We start from the raw sequence: 16,392 nt of genomic DNA on the forward strand, positions 1-16,392 counted from the left end.
GTTGACGCGAAATCCTGCGCGCTCAGGCGGCTTCCGTCATGAGCGCCAGAGCCTCGTGTTTTTTCAGAGTGTACCGTGCCATCGGGCCGTCGATCGCAAGATCCGCCGTGTCCGGCAGCAGATCCAGAATTTCGTCCCGCGCGGCGTCTTCTAGGCTCTGACGGGCCATGTTGCCTGGATAGAGCGTCTCTGACGCGCAGCCTTCGGCAAACACGACGTGATGTGCGTCGCACAGGAAATGCCAGTAGTCGATCATCGGGCGTGGCTCCAGCACGATTGTGCTACCATTGACCAGATGCTTGGCCGCCACCAGAACCTCGGGTTCACCGAACATGAGTTCGGCGGCGGATCCCCGCACGAGCATCCGGTGGTTCGGCGATACCCACAGATCGCGGATGTTGTCGAGCGCGCCGCGACGGATCCGGATGGGCGTGTTCACGCCGTCGCCGGGCACGCGGACATGTCCGATCCAGCGGATTTCCTGCGGCCCGGCATCGAGCGTTGTCACCAGGTCGCCCGATTTCAGTGTCTCGATGAAGCGTGGCCCGTCAGGAGTTTCAATCAGTGTCCCCGAAGCAAAGCAGATGACAATCAGCCCGTCCGTGATGCTGGACGAGAATGCCCCGTCGCCGATTTCGTCGCCACTGATGATCCCGTCACCATCAAGATCGATATCCTCGTTGGTTGGGATCTCCAGCGGCCCGTTCTGCGAGGCCAGCGTTTCAAGGATATTCACCCCGGCGATGGCGGCGACCGTGTTCAACGTCGGTGCGCCCGGGTCCGACGAGGTCAGTCCGCTTGCATCGATTTCAAGATACCGGTCGCCCATCGTCCGGCGCCCGACATCCACATCGGCACTGCCGGTATAGGTATATTTGGCAACGTCATTGTAGTAATCCGAGGCGTTGTCATACACGATGATCGACGTGATCACCGTGTCATCGGTCAGAACGCCATCCACTGTGACGTTCTCGGCCACGAAGACAACAATGTCGTTGTCCTCAAACAGCGCCGTCGCGCTGTGCAGCATGTACTCGCCGCCATTCGAGGCGTTCGAGTTCGTGGTTTGCGGATCACCGACTACACTGAAACCGTTTAACAACAACGTTGTTGTTGCCATGTCTGCTCTGCCTCTCGGGGTCTGTCGCCCCTGTTTCAAGGTTAATGCAACCCTAACGTGCTCGCGGACTCCCGGTCAAATGTTCATGTTCGGGAAACAATATGAAGGCTCCCCTGTGACCCAACGGCATCGCGCGCGTCTCCGGCCCGGGGCGGGGACAATCCGCCGCGACCGGTCAGGTCCAAACAGGCTTTGCCAAACGCGCGCGGTCGCGATACCCAAGTCGCAACTCAGGGAGGTTTGCCATGGCGCTGCTCGACACAGTCGATCCCACCGGGCTCGAAGAATTCTCGGTCGTGTTTACTGACCGTTCGCTCAACCACATGTCCAAGGCGTTCCAGACGGTGATGACCGACATCTCGTCGATGCTGAAAGAGGTCTACAACGCCGATGCCGTGGCCCTTGTGCCCGGTGGTGGCAGCTACGGGATGGAAGCGGTCGCGCGCCAGTTCGGGCAGGGGGCCAGGACGCTCATCGTCCGAAACGGCTGGTTCTCTTACCGCTGGACGCAGATCTTCGACGCAGGCCAGTTCGGCGGCGAAACAATTGTGATGAAGGCCCGTCAGACCGGCAACGAGCCCACCGCGCCCTTCGCGCCTGCGCCAATCGAAGACGTGACCGCCCGCATCCGCGAAGAGAAGCCGGATATCGTGTTCGCACCGCATGTGGAAACCAGCGCGGGCATCATCCTGCCGGATGACTACGTGACTGCTTTGGCAACAGCTGCTCATGAGGTCGGCGCGCTTATGGTGCTCGATTGCATCGCTTCGGGCTGTGCCTGGGTCGACATGAAGGCCACTGGCGTCGACGTGCTGATCTCGGCCCCGCAAAAGGGCTGGTCCGCCACCCCGTGTGCCGGGCTCGTCATGATGTCCGACCGCGCCGTGGCCCGCATGCAGGACACCACATCGAACAGCTTTGCCGCCGATCTCAAGAAATGGCACCAGATCATGCAGGCCTATGAAAACGGCGGCCACGCCTATCACGCCACCATGCCGACAGATGGGCTCAAGGCGTTCCGCGATACGATGCTGGAAACCCGCGCGTACGGCTTTGAAAAGCTCAAAGAGGCTCAATGGGCGCTGGGCAATGCCGTGCGTGCGCATCTCACGGTCAAGGGTATCCGCTCTGTGGCCGCCGAGGGCTATGGCGCGCCAGGAGTTGTGGTCAGCTATACCGCCGACCCGGAAATCCAGTCCGGGCGCGCTTTTGCCGCCAAAGGTATGCAGATCGCAGCCGGCGTCCCGCTGCAATGCGATGAACCGCCAGAGTTCTCGACCTTCCGCCTCGGTCTTTTCGGCCTCGACAAGCTTTACGATGTCGAGGGCACCCTGGCCCGTTTGAAAAAGGTTCTGGACGAGGTCCTCTAACCTGTCGGGACCGGATGCATATTTGGAAAAGAAGAAGCAGGGGACGCGCGCTGTCTCCTGCTTCTTCTTTTTTCAAATATGCTCCTGCGTCATACGGCATCAGACCGCCCATGAAAAAGGCCGCCCGTCTGGCGGCCTCTGTCGACACAAGTTGTGCAAAGCTCACTTGAAGTTGCGGCTGTCCTTGATCTGATCCCAGGCCCAGACCACCTCCTGCAACTGCTCTTCCTGCGAGCGGTCACCGCCGTTCATGTCCGGGTGCAGCACCTTGATCAGCGCCTTGTAGGCCTTGCGCACCTCCGCCTTGGACCATGTGTCCTTGGCTTCGAGGATTTCGATGGCCCGCCGTTCGGTCGGCGGCAGGCGCTTGGTGTGGCCCGCCGAGGACGCGTTGCGCCCGGGGTTGCGCGTGGCATTATCGCCGAGCACCTGGTGTGGGTCTTCGATGCCCAACCGTGCCCAGGCCTTGGCCTCCGGGTCGCGCCAATCCTTCGTCTGGCGCTCCCACACCTTGTCCGACGTCGCCTGCGCGTTCATTTCGGCCTCGGTCTTGCCGTCGAAGAAGTTCCACTTGGTGTTGTATTCGCGCACGTGTTCCTGGCAGAACCAGTAGAAGTCATCCAGAACATCCGGTGCCTTCGGGGCACGGAATTTGCCGGCCTCTTCGCATCCGTCGTGATCGCACACCCGTGTCGAGGTCTCGGACGCGCCCGACATGCCCCGCCGCCCGCGAGGGTTTTTCTTCTTCGCCGACTTGATCGACATATCGAAACCGAATGGATCTGATTTGCTCATAACCTGCCCTTTTCGACTCGGAGGCGTGAGTGTAGACCAATCGCGCGCAGAGGTAAGCCCTTGGAGGCGAAAAAATGACCCGAACGGAACAGATTGAAACACGACTGCGCGAGGCGCTGGACCCCCGCGAACTCACCGTGCGCGATGACAGCGAACGCCATCGCGGTCATTCGGGTTATCAGGAAGGCGGCGAGAGCCATTTTCACGTGATCATCCGGTCGGCTGCGTTTGAAGGTCAGTCCCGCATCGCCCGCCACCGCATGGTGCACAGCGCGCTTGGCCCGGAACTGGTAAAGGCGATTCACGCCCTGTCGATGGATCTCGACACGTAAGGAACAGGAGCGCCTTAAGCGGGGCGCGTCTCTTCGTTGCCTTCCTCGAAATCCGGCTCTGCTTCGGTCGTGATCTCAGGTTCGGACTCTGCCACCCCATCGCCCTCTGGCACAGCGGACGTAACCGCAGGGGTGGCCGTCAGAACCGGCTCGACCCGTGCGGGTCCCGTCTCGGGCGCGGCCTCGACCGCAACAGCCCGGCGAAACACCAGCAATGTGCGCCAGTTGGTCTCCGACCCGGTCAGCCCCACCCGCTCGGTCGAGGGCAGCACGTCCGAGCGCTGATACTCCCAGCCCTCTGCCGCCAGCTCGTTGATCGCCTGCTCGACCCCCAGCGCAAACCGCGCCTCGGGCGTCTTGACCCCCTTGGCCTTGATCCCCTTCACCGGGGCCGGAACCACCTTGTATTCGAACATGCGCACCGCCTTACCTGTTGGGACCAAATCTGTACCGGGCCTTCACCCGGAACTGCGTACTACAGCCCCAGCTTCGCCGTCACAATCTGGTTGACCGCCGCCGGGTTTGCCTTGCCGCCCGTGGCTTTCATCACCTGACCCACAAACCAGCCTGCAAGCTTCGGGTTCTGCTGGGCTTTTTCCACCTGCGCCGGGTTCGCTGCAATGATCTCGTCCACGGCTTTCTCGATTGCGCCGGTATCCGTGACCTGCTTCATGCCGCGCGCGTCAACGATCTCCGCCGGGTCGCCCCCTTCGGTGTAGACGATCTCAAAGAGGTCCTTTGCGATCTTGCCCGAGATGTCGCCTTTCTTGATCAGTGCGATGATCCCTGCCAGTTGCGCCGGAGAGACCGGGCTCTCGGTGATGTCGTGGTCTTCTTTCTTCAGCCGCCCGAAGAGTTCGTTGATCACCCAGTTCGCCGCCAGCTTGCCGTCATCGCAGCCTGCGACCACCTCTTCGAAGTACCCGGCATTCGCCGTATCCGCCGTCAGCACGCCCGCGTCGTATTCGGACAGGCCGAAATCGTTGACAAACCGTGCTTTCTTCTCATCCGGGAGTTCCGGCAGGTTGGCCGCGATGTCGTCCACCCACGCCTGTTCGATCTCCAGCGGAAGCAGGTCGGGGCAGGGGAAGTAGCGGTAATCATGCGCCTCTTCCTTGGACCGCATCGAGCGGGTCTCGTTCTTGTCCGGATCGTAGAGCCGGGTTTCCTGATCGATCTTGCCACCGGCTTCGAGGATGCCGATCTGGCGGCGCGCCTCATAATCAATCGCCATCTGGATGAACCGTATGGAGTTCATGTTCTTGATCTCGCAGCGCGTGCCGAGATGCGAGAAATCCTGCGTTTCCTGATACTTCTCGTACTGGCCGGGGCGGCAGACCGACACGTTTACGTCGGCGCGCAGGTTGCCGTTCTGCATGTTGCCGTCGCAGGTGCCCAGATAGCGCAGGATCTGGCGCAGCTTGGCGACATAGGCCGCTGCTTCCTCGGGGCCGCGAATGTCGGGACGGCTGACAATCTCCATCAGCGCCACACCGGTGCGGTTCAAGTCAACAAAGCTCATTGCCGGATCCATGTCGTGGATCGACTTGCCCGCGTCCTGTTCGATGTGGATGCGCTCGATCCGCACCCGGCGGGCGATGCCCGGCTCCATATCGACGATCACTTCGCCTTCGCCCACGATCGGGTGATAGAGCTGGCTGATCTGGTAGCCCTGCGGCAGGTCCGGATAGAAATAGTTCTTGCGGTCAAACGCGCTGACGAGATTGATCTCGGCTTTCAGGCCCAGACCGGTGCGCACCGCCTGTTCGACGCAGAATTCGTTGATGACCGGCAGCATGCCCGGCATGGCCGCGTCCACGAAGGCCACGTTCGAGTTCGGCTCGGCCCCGAATTGGGTCGATGCTCCCGAGAACAGTTTGGCCTTGGAGGCGATCTGTGCGTGCACCTCCATCCCGATGACCAGTTCCCAGTCATGCTTGGCCCCGGCAATTACCTTGGGTTTCGGGGCTTCGAAGGTCAGGTCCAGCATGGCAATTCCTCTTGGCGTGAACGCCCGGTGGAATACGCCAGAGGGGGGCAGGGGGCAAGGGGTTGGAGGCCGGTTTAGCTGCCGGACGTGTCCCGCGCAGCTGGGGCGGTGACCGGGGGCAGCCCGCGTGCATGTCGGTCCAGCGCCGTTGACGCCCGCTGGCGACCCTTGGTCAGGCGATCCTGATCGTCAAGCCGGGTCGCCCAGACCCCCTTGGCGGCATACCAGACGCGCGGATGCACTTCGCGCAGATGATCGGTCACGATCCAGTCGAAACAATCGGCAATCCGCGCCCGTGCTTCGACATTCACCCCCTCGGGTTCCAGAGCGGTGCCTGTATAGGCCGCCAAGACATTTGCCGTGTGCTGATCGGTCTGACGGCTCAGAATATCGCGCAGTCCGGCGCAGAACAGATCCGCGTCGAGCAGTGCAAACGCTTCGTCATCCACAAGCAGCGCATCGAGATAGGTCCAGGAATATCCACCGCGACCCCAGACATCGGCCGTCCGCTCCATCGTCCGGCGCGCTTCGTGATCAAGCCGCTCATAGCTTCCGAACCACCGCGGCAGCATGTGATTTCCCAGAGCGCGCATGTATTTGGCCATGCAGGGAGCAAGATCGATGAGGTCTTCGTAATCGTCGCTGGCCCGGGTGCGGGGGCGGGTCTCGGCGGCCAGCAGCGCACAGCGGGCAGCGGCCAGCATGGGGGAATCCAGTTCAAACGCATCGAACCGGTCAATCAGGTCGCTGGCGCTCTTGAAGTGACGGAAGAAGGCCGCGCGGTGGGCGGCGGGAATGTCCTGGCGCCAGCCTTCGCCGCGCCACGCCCAGCCAATATCGATATGCGCCATCGCCACTACATAGGCCACGCCATGATCGCCGGGGGTTTCATCCAGCACCAGATGCATGTCGTTCATGATCGACACCGCGCCCAGTTCATCGCCGGCGTTGACAGCGCGTGTGGCCGCCGTGATCGCATCGGCGCGCGCCCCCTCGGCAAGGATTTCCGCCTCGGGAACGCCGCCAGGTGTCATCGCGCGGGCCGCGTCGGCTGCCCGGATCCGTTCGCCCAGGGTTGCCCAGGCATCCTGACGGGCAAGGTAGAGCCCGGATTCGAACAGGGCGTGATGCAGGTCTTCCTCCTCGCTTGACGGTTTGACAGGCAAGGTCAGTTTCGGTGTCGCCTTCAGGGCCTCGATGTTGAGAACCGGGCCATTCGGATGCGGCGCATCGTGAAGCGCGCGGGCCTTTCTGATCAGGGTTGTCAGGTTGTCCAGAACGGGCATCGGAAAAGCCTTCAGTTGAATCGGTGCGGTCACCGGTCGTCGCGAATGTGATGCTTTGGGTATCGTGGAAAAACGTGTCGCAATTCGGGCGTCAAAACGATTTCAGAGGGGTAATCTGTGGGCGTTGGCAATGCGCCGCCGGGCAATCTGGGCAATAGGCGGATTCGCGCGACTCTCCGCCGATGGCCGGTCGCGCCCTCCCGCTTTTTCTTGATTTTCTAGAATTTTTCGGAAATACACGCCCGGTGTCACGCTGGGGGATCATAGGCGTGGCGGTGTTTGTAATGGGTCTCGCAGGAGCCGTTTCCGCAACGCCTGCCACAATGGTTGACGGTCAATCAACCGCCGCGCTGTCGGAGTCGCTGAGACCCGTGGCGCGCACCTACACACCTCTTCCCGAGATGCGCTGGAGCCACCGGAGCGAGGCGGACCGCTGGTCGCGCGCGGCGTTGACCGCATTGCGCAGCCACGCAAGCGTGCTGCCCCGCATGGTGCCAAAGGACATCACCGACTGGTGTCCGGCCTATGTCACCAATGACACGTCCGGTCGCGAGGCGTTCTGGATCGGTCTTCTCTCGACACTGGCGAAACACGAAAGCACCTATCGCCCAACGGCGGTGGGTGGCGGAGGCAAATGGTACAGTCTGCTTCAGATCCTGCCTGCGACGGCCCGCGGTTACCGGTGCAACGCGCAGTCGCGCGATGCGCTCAAGAACGGCGCGGCCAACCTGCAATGCGCGCTGCGGATCATGGCCGTGACGGTGCCGCGTGATGGTGTCGTGTCTGCCGGAATGCGCGGCGTCGCTGCGGATTGGGGCCCGTTCCACAGCCGGACCAAGCGGACGGACATGATGAAGTGGACACGCGCGCAGCCCTATTGCGCGGGGCTGGCTCGATCCCTGCGTCCGGTGGCGCGCCCCGAGCCTGAACGCAGCCCGTGGGAAGGTGTGGTCTCCACCCGGGGCGAGTGACAGCAAGCAGTCTTGGATTTCAGCCGGACGATTGCGCGTCGCCGTCAGGCGCCACGCGGGCGGCGCCGCGATGCATCCCAAAGAGACACGCCTTCTGTCCGCGCCTCACCCAGAGCCAGCGTGGCTCTGCGCAGCAGCGCGATCCCGTCCTCCGAGTTTTCCGGCAGGGCCTTCGGAGAAATCGGTTCACCGACGCGGATCTCGTAGGGTTGGCGGTGTTTGTTCAGGGTTTCGTGGAACAGGGTGATGTCCCGCAGCGTCGGATGGACCGCATCGAACAGGTAGAACAGCGCGGAGTTGCGGGCCTGCAGATGAATCGGAATCACCGGCAGATCGAACTTGCGCGCCAGCATCGCCGCCGAGGCCATCCAGGGCCGTTCATGCAACCGCGTCCCACGCCGTTTGGCCAGACGTCCCGAGGGAAAGATCACGCCAATCCGCCCCGCCTTCACGGCCTGCCGCGCAAACACCATGGTCTCGCGGGTCTTGGCATGGCTGCGTCGGTCCTTGCGCCACTCGACCGGAGCGATGATGTCAGACAACTGTGGGATCACCTTCAGGATGTCGTGGTTCGCAAAGTAATAGGCGTCCCGCCGCACCCGCCGCAGCACTTCGTGCAGGATGATCCCGTCCGCGATTCCTGTGGGATGGTTCGCGACGATCAGCGCCGCGCCATGGCCTGGAATATGTCCGGCGCCAGAAACCGACACCCGCCGGGCCAGCCGGTCGGCCATGACATCCATGATGTCGAGCGCGGGCAGGTTGCCGATATCTTCGGCCAGCGCAACGGTCCGGTCATATCCCAGCACCGCATTCAGCACCGGGCGCGCCATGCCTGCGGCCAGCGTCGGGCGAAACAGCCAGGGCGCGCGGTCCTCGATCAGCGGGTCTATCCGGTCTCTCATGCGGCTTCTCCTGACAGAGCAGCGTGACAATGGCATGACAAGCGCAAAGCATCCCGCGCAGGGAGGCAAGTCGGATGTCCGGCGCGGGTTGTTTTGCGCAATGTCATGCCAGTTTCGGCATAACGCAGGCAAACACGCGCCGGTTCCCAGTCTACCGCAGGATCAGAGAAATCCAAAATGGTGCCGCTCGTGGCGCAGTCCCGCGTCATCAAGCGCGGCGCAAAACACCTTGTAGGGTGGGACGACCTCGATCGGCAGACGCATCACAGAGCCATCCCGCAGATGCAGCCGCGCATTCACCGCCAGGTCCATACGCGTATCGAACCGCACATAATCGATATCCGACAGGGCAAGCTGCCCTGAGTGCCGCCTGCTGTGCCAGGTCAGATCGTCCGGCCCAAGCGTCAGGCGGGTGGTGTCGTTGCGCAGCGCTTCTAGGCAGGCGGGCAGAGACACGCCGATCAGGGCAACCGGAACCCACCACATCGCGTCCGCTGCCCGGAACAGCGCCGCGCCCAGCCAGAAAAGACCGATCGCGATCAGGGCCCGCGGTCGACGGGCGCTGATCCGGTGGTCGAGATAGGGCGCGCGGTCGCGGACCACGGCTCAGCCAAGGATGCGGCTGACCATCTCGTCGGTGTCGCGGCTCAGCTTCGGCTTGGCCTTGATCCGTTCCAACTGTGTGCGGATCAGCGCCTGACGATCTGCGTCGTAGCGTTTCCACGTCTGGAACACCGAACACATGCGGGCCGTGGTCTGCGGGTTCTTGTCGTCGAGCCGGATCAGCCAGTCGGCAAGGAACGCGTAGCCCGCGCCGTCCTTGCGGTGGAACCCGGCATGGTTCATCGCGAACCCGCCCATCACCGCGCGGAAGCGGTTGGGGTTGCCCATGTCGAAGGCCGGATGCTCCACCAGACCTTCGGCCACATCGACCGCAACATCCGGTTTTGCCATCCCGACCTGAAGCCCGAACCATTTGTCCATGACCAGCCGATCATGGTGCCATTGGGTCTCGAACGCCTTGATCGCCGCGTCGCCCTTGCCCGCCGAAATGAGGTGCGACAACGCCGACAGCTGTAGCGTCATGTTGTCCGCCGCATCATACTGCGCCTGTGCCGCCGCGCCATCGTCCAGTCGCGTCTGCAGGGCCAGCAGGGCCGACCCCAGCGACCGCTTGCCCGACTGGTCGGCGTCGGGCAGATAGGGCGCATCCACCGCGACGGATGCCCGTAACTCGGGCAGGAAGCCGCGCCAGGCCTCGGCCATGTGCCCGCGCAGGTCTTCGGCGGCCTGCCAGATCGCATCGGGGTCGGGCGTCGAACCCATTTCGAACAGCACCTGCGCCATTTCCGATTGTGTCGGCAGAGACAGCATCAGCGCCCGGAAGGCCGGATCAAGTGTGTCGTCCCGCACCACCCGCTCCAGCCCGTCGAGCCACGCGGTGTCCGGACCCGCGCCATCGCGGATCATTGTCACGAGGCAGTCGCGCGCGAGATTTCGGCTCGCCTCCCAGCGGTTGAATTCATCCGTGTCATGCGCCAGCAGAAACGCGCGTTCCTCGCGGCTGACTTCCCGCTCGAGCACGACAGGTGCAGAGAAACCGCGCAGGATCGACGGCACCGGTCTGCTGGCAAGCCCGTCAAAGCGGAAGCTCTGTTCGGCCTGCGTCATCTCCAGAACCTGCGTCGGCACCACCTCGTCGCCATTCGGGTTGAGAAGGCCCACGGCAATCGGAATGACTTTGGGGCCTTTCACATCCTGACCGGGGGTCGGTGGTGTGTGCTGTTTGAATGTCAGGGTATAGACCCCGTCCGCCCAATCCTCCGACACGGCCACACGCGGGGTGCCGGATTGCGAATACCACAGCTTGAACTGGGCAAGGTCGCGGCCCGTAGCATCCTCGAAAACGCGCAGCCAGTCCTCGATGGTGCAGGCCTGACCATCATGGCGGTCGAAATAGAGATCAAGAGCACGTATATAAGCATCGTCACCGACCAGCGTTTTGAGCATGCCGATCACCTCGGCACCCTTTTCGTAGACCGTGGCGGTGTAGAAATTGTTAATTTCCTGAAAACTCTCCGGCCGCACCGGATGGCTCAGCGGGCCCTGATCCTCAGGGAACTGCCGCGCGCGCAGATCGATCACGTCGCTGATCCGTTTCACCGGTTCCGATCGCATATCGGCGGTGAACTGCGCATCGCGGAACACCGTCAGGCCTTCCTTCAGGCAAAGCTGGAACCAGTCGCGGCACGTGATCCGGTTGCCCGTCCAGTTGTGGAAATACTCATGCGCAATAATCGCTTCAATTCTTTCGAAATTCATATCGGTCGAGGTTTCGGGCGAGGCCAGAACGCAGGAGGAGTTGAAGACGTTGAGCCCCTTGTTCTCCATCGCGCCCATGTTGAAATCGTCGACAGCCACGATGTTGAAGATGTCGAGATCGTATTCGCGCCCGTAAACCTCTTCATCCCAAGTCATTGATTTCTTGAGAGCTTCCATCCCGAAGGCGCACTTGTCCACATCCCCCGGGCGGACCCAGATGTTCAGTTCGACCTGCTTGCCGGACATGGTGGTGAAGCTGTCGGGATGGTTCACCAGATCGCCGGCCACCAGCGCAAAGAGATAGGCCGGTTTCGGCCACGGGTCGTGCCATTCGGCCCAGCCCTCGCCGCTGCCCGCCGGATTGCCATTGGACAGCTTCACCTTTTCTTCACCCTCGATCCGTACGATGAAGGTGCTCATCACGTCTGGGCGGTCGGGATAGTAGGTGATTTTGCGGAACCCTTCCGCCTCGCACTGGGTGCAATACATGCCGTTCGAAATGTAAAGCCCCTCCAGCGCGGTGTTGGTCTGCGGGCTGATCTCGACCTCGGCCTCCCACACGAAAGGCGTGTCCGGCACGGTGCAGCGCAGCCCCTCGTCGGTCAGGTCAGGCGTCACGTCTTGCCCATCGATCTTCGCCCAGATCAGGGAAAGCTCTTCGCCATGCAGGAAAAACGTCCTATCCGATGCATCCGGGTTCGGCGCAAACGCAATTCGGCTGATCACCCTCGTGGCGGTCGGCGCCAGACGAAAGGTCAGGTGAACACTCTCCACCACATAGCCGAACGGCGTGTAGTCCTTGAGGTAGATCGTCTTGGGCGCTGCATCTTTCATCGGGTGCTCCGGAACTGTGTCATTGCGGGTTGAGGTAATACCTACGCCGCGTTTTGGAAGAAGGGAAACGGGTTCGCGCCACTGGTCGCGCTCGGTGCGCTGCCTAGATGTGCAGGCATGACGACAATCCTCTGGTTCAAACGCGACCTGCGCATCCACGACCACCCGGCGCTGGCCCTTGCCGCGAGGGATGACCATGTTGTGCCGCTCTACATCGTGGAGCCGGACTATTGGACGCTGCAGGACACCTCTGGTCGGCAGTTTGCTTTTTTGCAGGAAAGTCTGGCCGATCTGCAAACCGCGTTGCGGGGTTTGGGCAGCGATCTGGTGATCCGCGTGGGGGACGCGGTGCAGGTGTTTCAGGACTTATACCAAACGGTAAAATTCGACCATCTGGTCAGTCACGAGGAAACCGGCAACGCCTGGACCTTTACCCGCGACAAGCGGGTTGCCGCCTGGGCGCGTGGGCAGGGCGTTCGATGGACGGAACTGCCGCAATCGGGTGTCGTGCGCCGCCTGCGCGGGCGTGACGGTTGGGCCGGACAGCGCAACGCCTTTATGGCGCAGGCTCAGACCCAGGCTCCAAAGGCGTTGCCGCCCTGCGACCTGCCGTCAGACCCGATCCCGACGCTTTGCGCACCTGACCGCTGTCCGGACAGGCAACCGGGTGGCCGGGACCAGGCTCTGTCGCTGCTGGGCGGGTTCCTGACCGAGCGCGGCCGGACCTATCGCAAAGACATGTCCTCACCGCTGGAAGGTGCTGCCGCCTGTTCCCGCCTCAGCCCGCATCTGGCGCTGGGCACTCTCACGATCCGCGAGGTGGTGCAGGCCACCGCTGCCCGACAGCGCGAGGTCAAAGGCGGGCCGCGGAATGGTTGGGCCGGGAGCCTCAAGTCGTTCCAGTCCCGCCTCGCATGGCGCGATCACTTCATGCAGAAGCTGGAGGATGAACCCGCTTTGGAACACCGCTGCCTGCACCGCGCCTATGAAGGGATGCGCCCACTGGAGCCGGACCACAGCCGTCTGACGGCATGGCAAAACGGCGAAACCGGGCTGCCCTTCCTTGACGCCTGCATGCGGTCGCTGCGTGCCACCGGGTGGCTCAATTTCCGGATGCGGGCGATGGTGGCGAGCGTGGCGAGCTATCACCTCTGGCTCGACTGGCGCAGTACCGGGCCGTACCTGGCGCGGATGTTCACCGATTACGAACCGGGCATCCATTGGTCCCAGATGCAGATGCAATCGGGCACCACGGGCATCAACACACCGCGCATCTACAACCCGATCAAGCAGGGCGCCGATCAGGATCCGACGGGCGTGTTTACCCGCCGCTGGCTGCCGGAACTGGCAGATGTGCCGGACAGGCATCTGCAAACGCCCTGGACATGGGACGGGGCAGGGCAGGTGCTGGGCAAGACCTACCCGATGCCGATCATCGACGTCGCCGAAGCCGCCCGCGCCGCGCGTGACCGCATCTTCTCCATGCGCCGCAGTGTCGACCGGTCTGAAACGCAGCGCGTGATCCACAAACATGCCAGCCGCAAAGACGGTGCCGGGCATTTCGTCAATGACCGTACCCCGCGCAAACCGCGCCGCAAGACACCCGATCATGCACAACTGAAACTGGACCTGTAGTGCCCAAACAGCGCAAGAAATCCGATCTGCCGACCAAGACCTGCGCCACCTGTGGCCTGCCGTTCACATGGCGCAAGAAGTGGGAAAAAGTCTGGGACGAGGTGAAATACTGCTCGGACCGATGCCGCAGGTCCAAAAGCAAAGCATGAGTTTCAAGAGGTGCCGAACGGTGCGCGCCGATTATCAAAATTTCCCAAACGCACCCTTTTTGGTCAGATAATCTGACCAGCCCTGTTGCGGATCGGAAACTTTCTTTCTAATTGAGTACCACCGTATACAGTGAGGGAAGACGGACATGGGCACGCGCATCGACCGCCACGGATTGCAGATCGATCAAACGCTTTTTGACTTCATCGAAGGGCAGGCGCTGCCCGGCACCGGTGTTGAGGCCGATGCCTTCTGGGAGGCGCTCTCGACGCTCGCGCATGAGTTCGGCCCCAGAAACACAGACCTGCTCAAGATCCGCGACGACCTTCAGACCAAGATCGACGAATGGCACATCCGCCACCGCAACCATCCGCACGACCACGAAGCCTACAAGGCATTCCTGTCGGAAATCGGCTACCTGTTGGATGAAGGCGATGATTTCGAGATCGAAACCGCCAACACCGACCCCGAGATCGCATCCGTGCCCGGCCCGCAGCTTGTGGTGCCGATCACCAATGCCCGGTATGCCCTGAACGCCGCAAATGCCCGCTGGGGCAGCCTGTATGACGGGTTCTACGGCACCGACGCGATGGGCACACCCGCACCCAAGGGCGGATACGACAAGGGCCGAGGCGCCCGCGTTGTTGCGCGTGCCCGCGTGTTCCTGGACGAGGCATTCCCGATCGACGGGGGCAGCCATGCCGACGTGCGGCGGTATTACGTCCATAACGGCGCGCTGCTGATCGATGACATGCCGCTCGCGCAGCCCGAAAAGTTCATCGGCTACAAAGGCCACCCGAAAGCGCCCGACGCGGTGCTGCTGCGCAACAACGGGCTGCATGTCGAACTGGTGTTTGATCGCACCCATTTCATCGGCAGCCGAGATCAGGCGGGTCTGGCCGATGTGCGCCTCGAAAGCGCCGTGTCCGCGATCATGGATTGCGAAGATTCGGTCGCCTGCGTCGATGCCGAGGACAAGGCGCTGGCTTATGCCAACTGGCTTGGCCTGATGAAGGGCGATCTGGCCGACACGTTTGAAAAGGGCGGCAAGACCGTCACCCGCGCGCTCAACCCCGATCTGAGCTACACATCGCCGGACGGAAAGGGCGAGGTGACGATCAAGGGCCGCGCGCTGATGCTGGTGCGCAATGTGGGCCACCTGATGACGAACCCGGCGATCCTGCTCAAGGACGGGTCCGAAATTTACGAAGGCCTGATGGACGCGATGATCACCACGCTCATCGCGAAACATGACCTGTCCAAGACGAGCGGCGCGCGCAACTCGGTCAATGGGTCGGTCTACGTGGTGAAACCCAAGATGCACGGGCCGGACGAAGTGGCGTTTGCCGACGAGGTCTTCACCTTTGTCGAAAAGGCGCTGGGCCTGCCGCAATACACCGTCAAACTGGGCATCATGGACGAGGAGCGCCGCACGTCGGTGAACCTCAAGCAGTGCATCCGCGCCGCCAAGCACCGGGTTGCCTTCATCAACACCGGCTTCCTCGACCGCACCGGCGATGAGATCCACACTTCGATGGAAGCGGGTCCGTTCAGCCGCAAGGACTTCATCAAGCGCAAGGCCTGGATCGGCGGCTACGAAAACCGCAACGTGGATATCGGCCTTGAATGTGGTCTCAGTGGCAAGGCGCAGATCGGCAAAGGCATGTGGGCCATGCCCGACATGATGGCGGCGATGCTCGAGCAGAAGATCGAGCACCCGAAATCCGGCGCCAACTGCGCCTGGGTGCCGTCGCCGACCGCTGCCACGCTGCACGCGCTGCACTATCACAAGGTCGATGTGTTTGCGGTGCAGGACAAACTGCGCAAGGGCGGCCGCCGCGCGCATGTGGACACGATCCTCGATATTCCGCTGGCGGCATTCCAGAAATGGTCGAAAGACCAGATCACACGCGAGGTCGAGAACAACGCACAGGGCATCCTTGGCTACGTGGTGCGCTGGGTCGATCAGGGTGTCGGCTGCTCCAAGGTGCCGGACATCAACAACGTGGGCCTCATGGAAGACCGCGCCACCTGCCGCATCAGCGCCCAGCACATCGCCAACTGGCTGCACCATGACGTGGTGTCGAAGGACGAGGTAATGGAGATTCTGCAGCGCATGGCGGTAGTTGTGGACGAACAGAACGCAGGCGATCCGGCCTATACGCCGATGGCGCCGGGCTTCAGTACAATCGCGTTCAAGGCCGCCTGCGATCTGGTCTTTGACGGCCGTGTGCAACCCTCGGGCTATACCGAGCCGGTCCTGCACCAACGCCGTCTGGAACTGAAAGCCGCCAGCTGAGACGGCGCGTTTCGGTCAACCGAAACGCACGATGCGTCAACGCATCGTGGCCCGGCGAAAACCGCTTTCCCGGGCCACATTTGCATTTGCGCCCCCAAACCCTTCTGCGTATAGAGGCGTCAGGCACCCGTAGCTCAGCTGGATAGAGCGCTGCCCTCCGAAGGCAGAGGCCAGAGGTTCGAATCCTCTCGGGTGCGCCATGTCTCAACAGGTTAGATCCAACACAAACCGGCGATCCAACCCGCGCCGAGCGGGAATGATCGGGGTTGAGGGCAACGCACGGTGGCCAGCGGCACTCAAATTCGCGCATCGCGTACCGGCCGGGGCCGCGTGATCATGGCATTGCGACGGGGATGTTTGCGCCAGCCTGGTCATCTTTCCGCAAG

The 16,392-nt window shown here is 62.4% G+C and carries 14 protein-coding genes and 1 tRNA gene; 7 read left to right on the forward strand and 8 right to left on the reverse strand.

The window, feature by feature from the left end:
- Window positions 1-22: 22 nt before the first annotated feature.
- Entirely contained in the window at window positions 23-1,120 is a 1,098-nt protein-coding gene (locus tag MGEO_RS09040; protein ID WP_085636397.1) for a Hint domain-containing protein, read from the reverse strand.
- Between the two features lie 245 nt (window positions 1,121-1,365).
- Here MGEO_RS09040 and MGEO_RS09045 point away from each other — a divergent pair, with 245 nt between their 5' ends.
- On the forward strand, window positions 1,366-2,490 hold the full coding sequence (locus MGEO_RS09045) for an aminotransferase class V-fold PLP-dependent enzyme (RefSeq protein ID WP_085636398.1): 1,125 nt from the start codon (window positions 1,366-1,368) through the stop codon (window positions 2,488-2,490).
- A 162-nt stretch (window positions 2,491-2,652) separates the two neighbouring features.
- On the opposite strand, the gene MGEO_RS09050 is transcribed toward MGEO_RS09045, so the two are convergent.
- The gene (locus MGEO_RS09050) at window positions 2,653-3,285 is read right to left on the reverse strand and encodes a J domain-containing protein (RefSeq protein WP_085636399.1); all 633 of its coding nucleotides are present in this window, start codon (window positions 3,283-3,285) and stop codon (window positions 2,653-2,655) included.
- Between the two features lie 74 nt (window positions 3,286-3,359).
- On the opposite strand from MGEO_RS09050, the gene MGEO_RS09055 reads away from it, so the two are divergent.
- Complete coding sequence (locus tag MGEO_RS09055) at window positions 3,360-3,617, forward strand: BolA family protein (RefSeq protein ID WP_085636400.1); 258 nt, start codon at window positions 3,360-3,362, stop codon at window positions 3,615-3,617.
- Between the two features lie 14 nt (window positions 3,618-3,631).
- On the opposite strand, the gene MGEO_RS09060 is transcribed toward MGEO_RS09055, so the two are convergent.
- The 3 genes from MGEO_RS09060 to MGEO_RS09070 all read right to left on the reverse strand — a co-directional run bounded on the left by MGEO_RS09060 (window position 3,632) and on the right by MGEO_RS09070 (window position 6,926).
- On the reverse strand, window positions 3,632-4,033 hold the full coding sequence (locus MGEO_RS09060; RefSeq protein WP_085636401.1) for a DUF4177 domain-containing protein: 402 nt from the start codon (window positions 4,031-4,033) through the stop codon (window positions 3,632-3,634).
- A gap of 59 nt (window positions 4,034-4,092) precedes the next feature.
- Window positions 4,093-5,607 (reverse strand): Asp-tRNA(Asn)/Glu-tRNA(Gln) amidotransferase subunit GatB, encoded by a 1,515-nt coding sequence (gene gatB, locus MGEO_RS09065; RefSeq protein WP_085636402.1) that lies wholly within the window; start codon window positions 5,605-5,607, stop codon window positions 4,093-4,095.
- A gap of 74 nt (window positions 5,608-5,681) precedes the next feature.
- Window positions 5,682-6,926 (reverse strand): hypothetical protein, encoded by a 1,245-nt coding sequence (locus MGEO_RS09070; RefSeq protein ID WP_085636403.1) that lies wholly within the window; start codon window positions 6,924-6,926, stop codon window positions 5,682-5,684.
- A gap of 290 nt (window positions 6,927-7,216) precedes the next feature.
- Here MGEO_RS09070 and MGEO_RS09075 point away from each other — a divergent pair, with 290 nt between their 5' ends.
- Entirely contained in the window at window positions 7,217-7,864 is a 648-nt protein-coding gene (locus tag MGEO_RS09075) for a lytic transglycosylase domain-containing protein (RefSeq protein ID WP_233139785.1), read from the forward strand.
- A 44-nt stretch (window positions 7,865-7,908) separates the two neighbouring features.
- Here the strand turns inward: MGEO_RS09075 and MGEO_RS09080 are convergent, their stop codons facing one another.
- The 3 genes from MGEO_RS09080 to pepN all read right to left on the reverse strand — a co-directional run bounded on the left by MGEO_RS09080 (window position 7,909) and on the right by pepN (window position 11,925).
- Window positions 7,909-8,769, reverse strand: coding sequence for a 1-acyl-sn-glycerol-3-phosphate acyltransferase (locus tag MGEO_RS09080; protein WP_085636404.1), 861 nt, complete (start codon window positions 8,767-8,769; stop codon window positions 7,909-7,911).
- A 162-nt stretch (window positions 8,770-8,931) separates the two neighbouring features.
- A complete protein-coding gene (locus MGEO_RS09085; RefSeq protein ID WP_085636405.1) occupies window positions 8,932-9,372 on the reverse strand; it encodes a cytochrome P450 family protein in 441 nt (146 codons plus the stop codon).
- A gap of 3 nt (window positions 9,373-9,375) precedes the next feature.
- Window positions 9,376-11,925, reverse strand: coding sequence for an aminopeptidase N (gene pepN, locus MGEO_RS09090; RefSeq protein ID WP_085636406.1), 2,550 nt, complete (start codon window positions 11,923-11,925; stop codon window positions 9,376-9,378).
- Window positions 11,926-12,042: 117 nt separating this feature from the next.
- On the opposite strand from pepN, the gene MGEO_RS09095 reads away from it, so the two are divergent.
- The 4 genes from MGEO_RS09095 (at window position 12,043) to MGEO_RS09110 (ending at window position 16,206) form a co-directional block, all read left to right on the forward strand.
- A complete protein-coding gene (locus MGEO_RS09095; protein ID WP_085636407.1) occupies window positions 12,043-13,560 on the forward strand; it encodes an FAD-binding domain-containing protein in 1,518 nt (505 codons plus the stop codon).
- Window positions 13,560-13,709: a DUF2256 domain-containing protein gene (locus MGEO_RS09100; protein WP_085636408.1), complete on the forward strand. Its 150-nt coding sequence runs from the start codon at window positions 13,560-13,562 to the stop codon at window positions 13,707-13,709. Before MGEO_RS09095 ends, MGEO_RS09100 begins: the two co-directional genes overlap by 1 nt.
- Before the next feature lie 146 nt (window positions 13,710-13,855).
- A complete protein-coding gene (locus MGEO_RS09105; protein WP_085636409.1) occupies window positions 13,856-16,006 on the forward strand; it encodes a malate synthase G in 2,151 nt (716 codons plus the stop codon).
- A gap of 123 nt (window positions 16,007-16,129) precedes the next feature.
- Window positions 16,130-16,206 (forward strand) — tRNA-Arg (locus tag MGEO_RS09110).
- The last annotated feature ends 186 nt before the right edge of the window (window positions 16,207-16,392 follow it).

Source organism: Marivita geojedonensis, from assembly GCF_002115805.1.
In the GTDB taxonomy this organism is placed as follows: domain Bacteria; phylum Pseudomonadota; class Alphaproteobacteria; order Rhodobacterales; family Rhodobacteraceae; genus Marivita; species Marivita geojedonensis.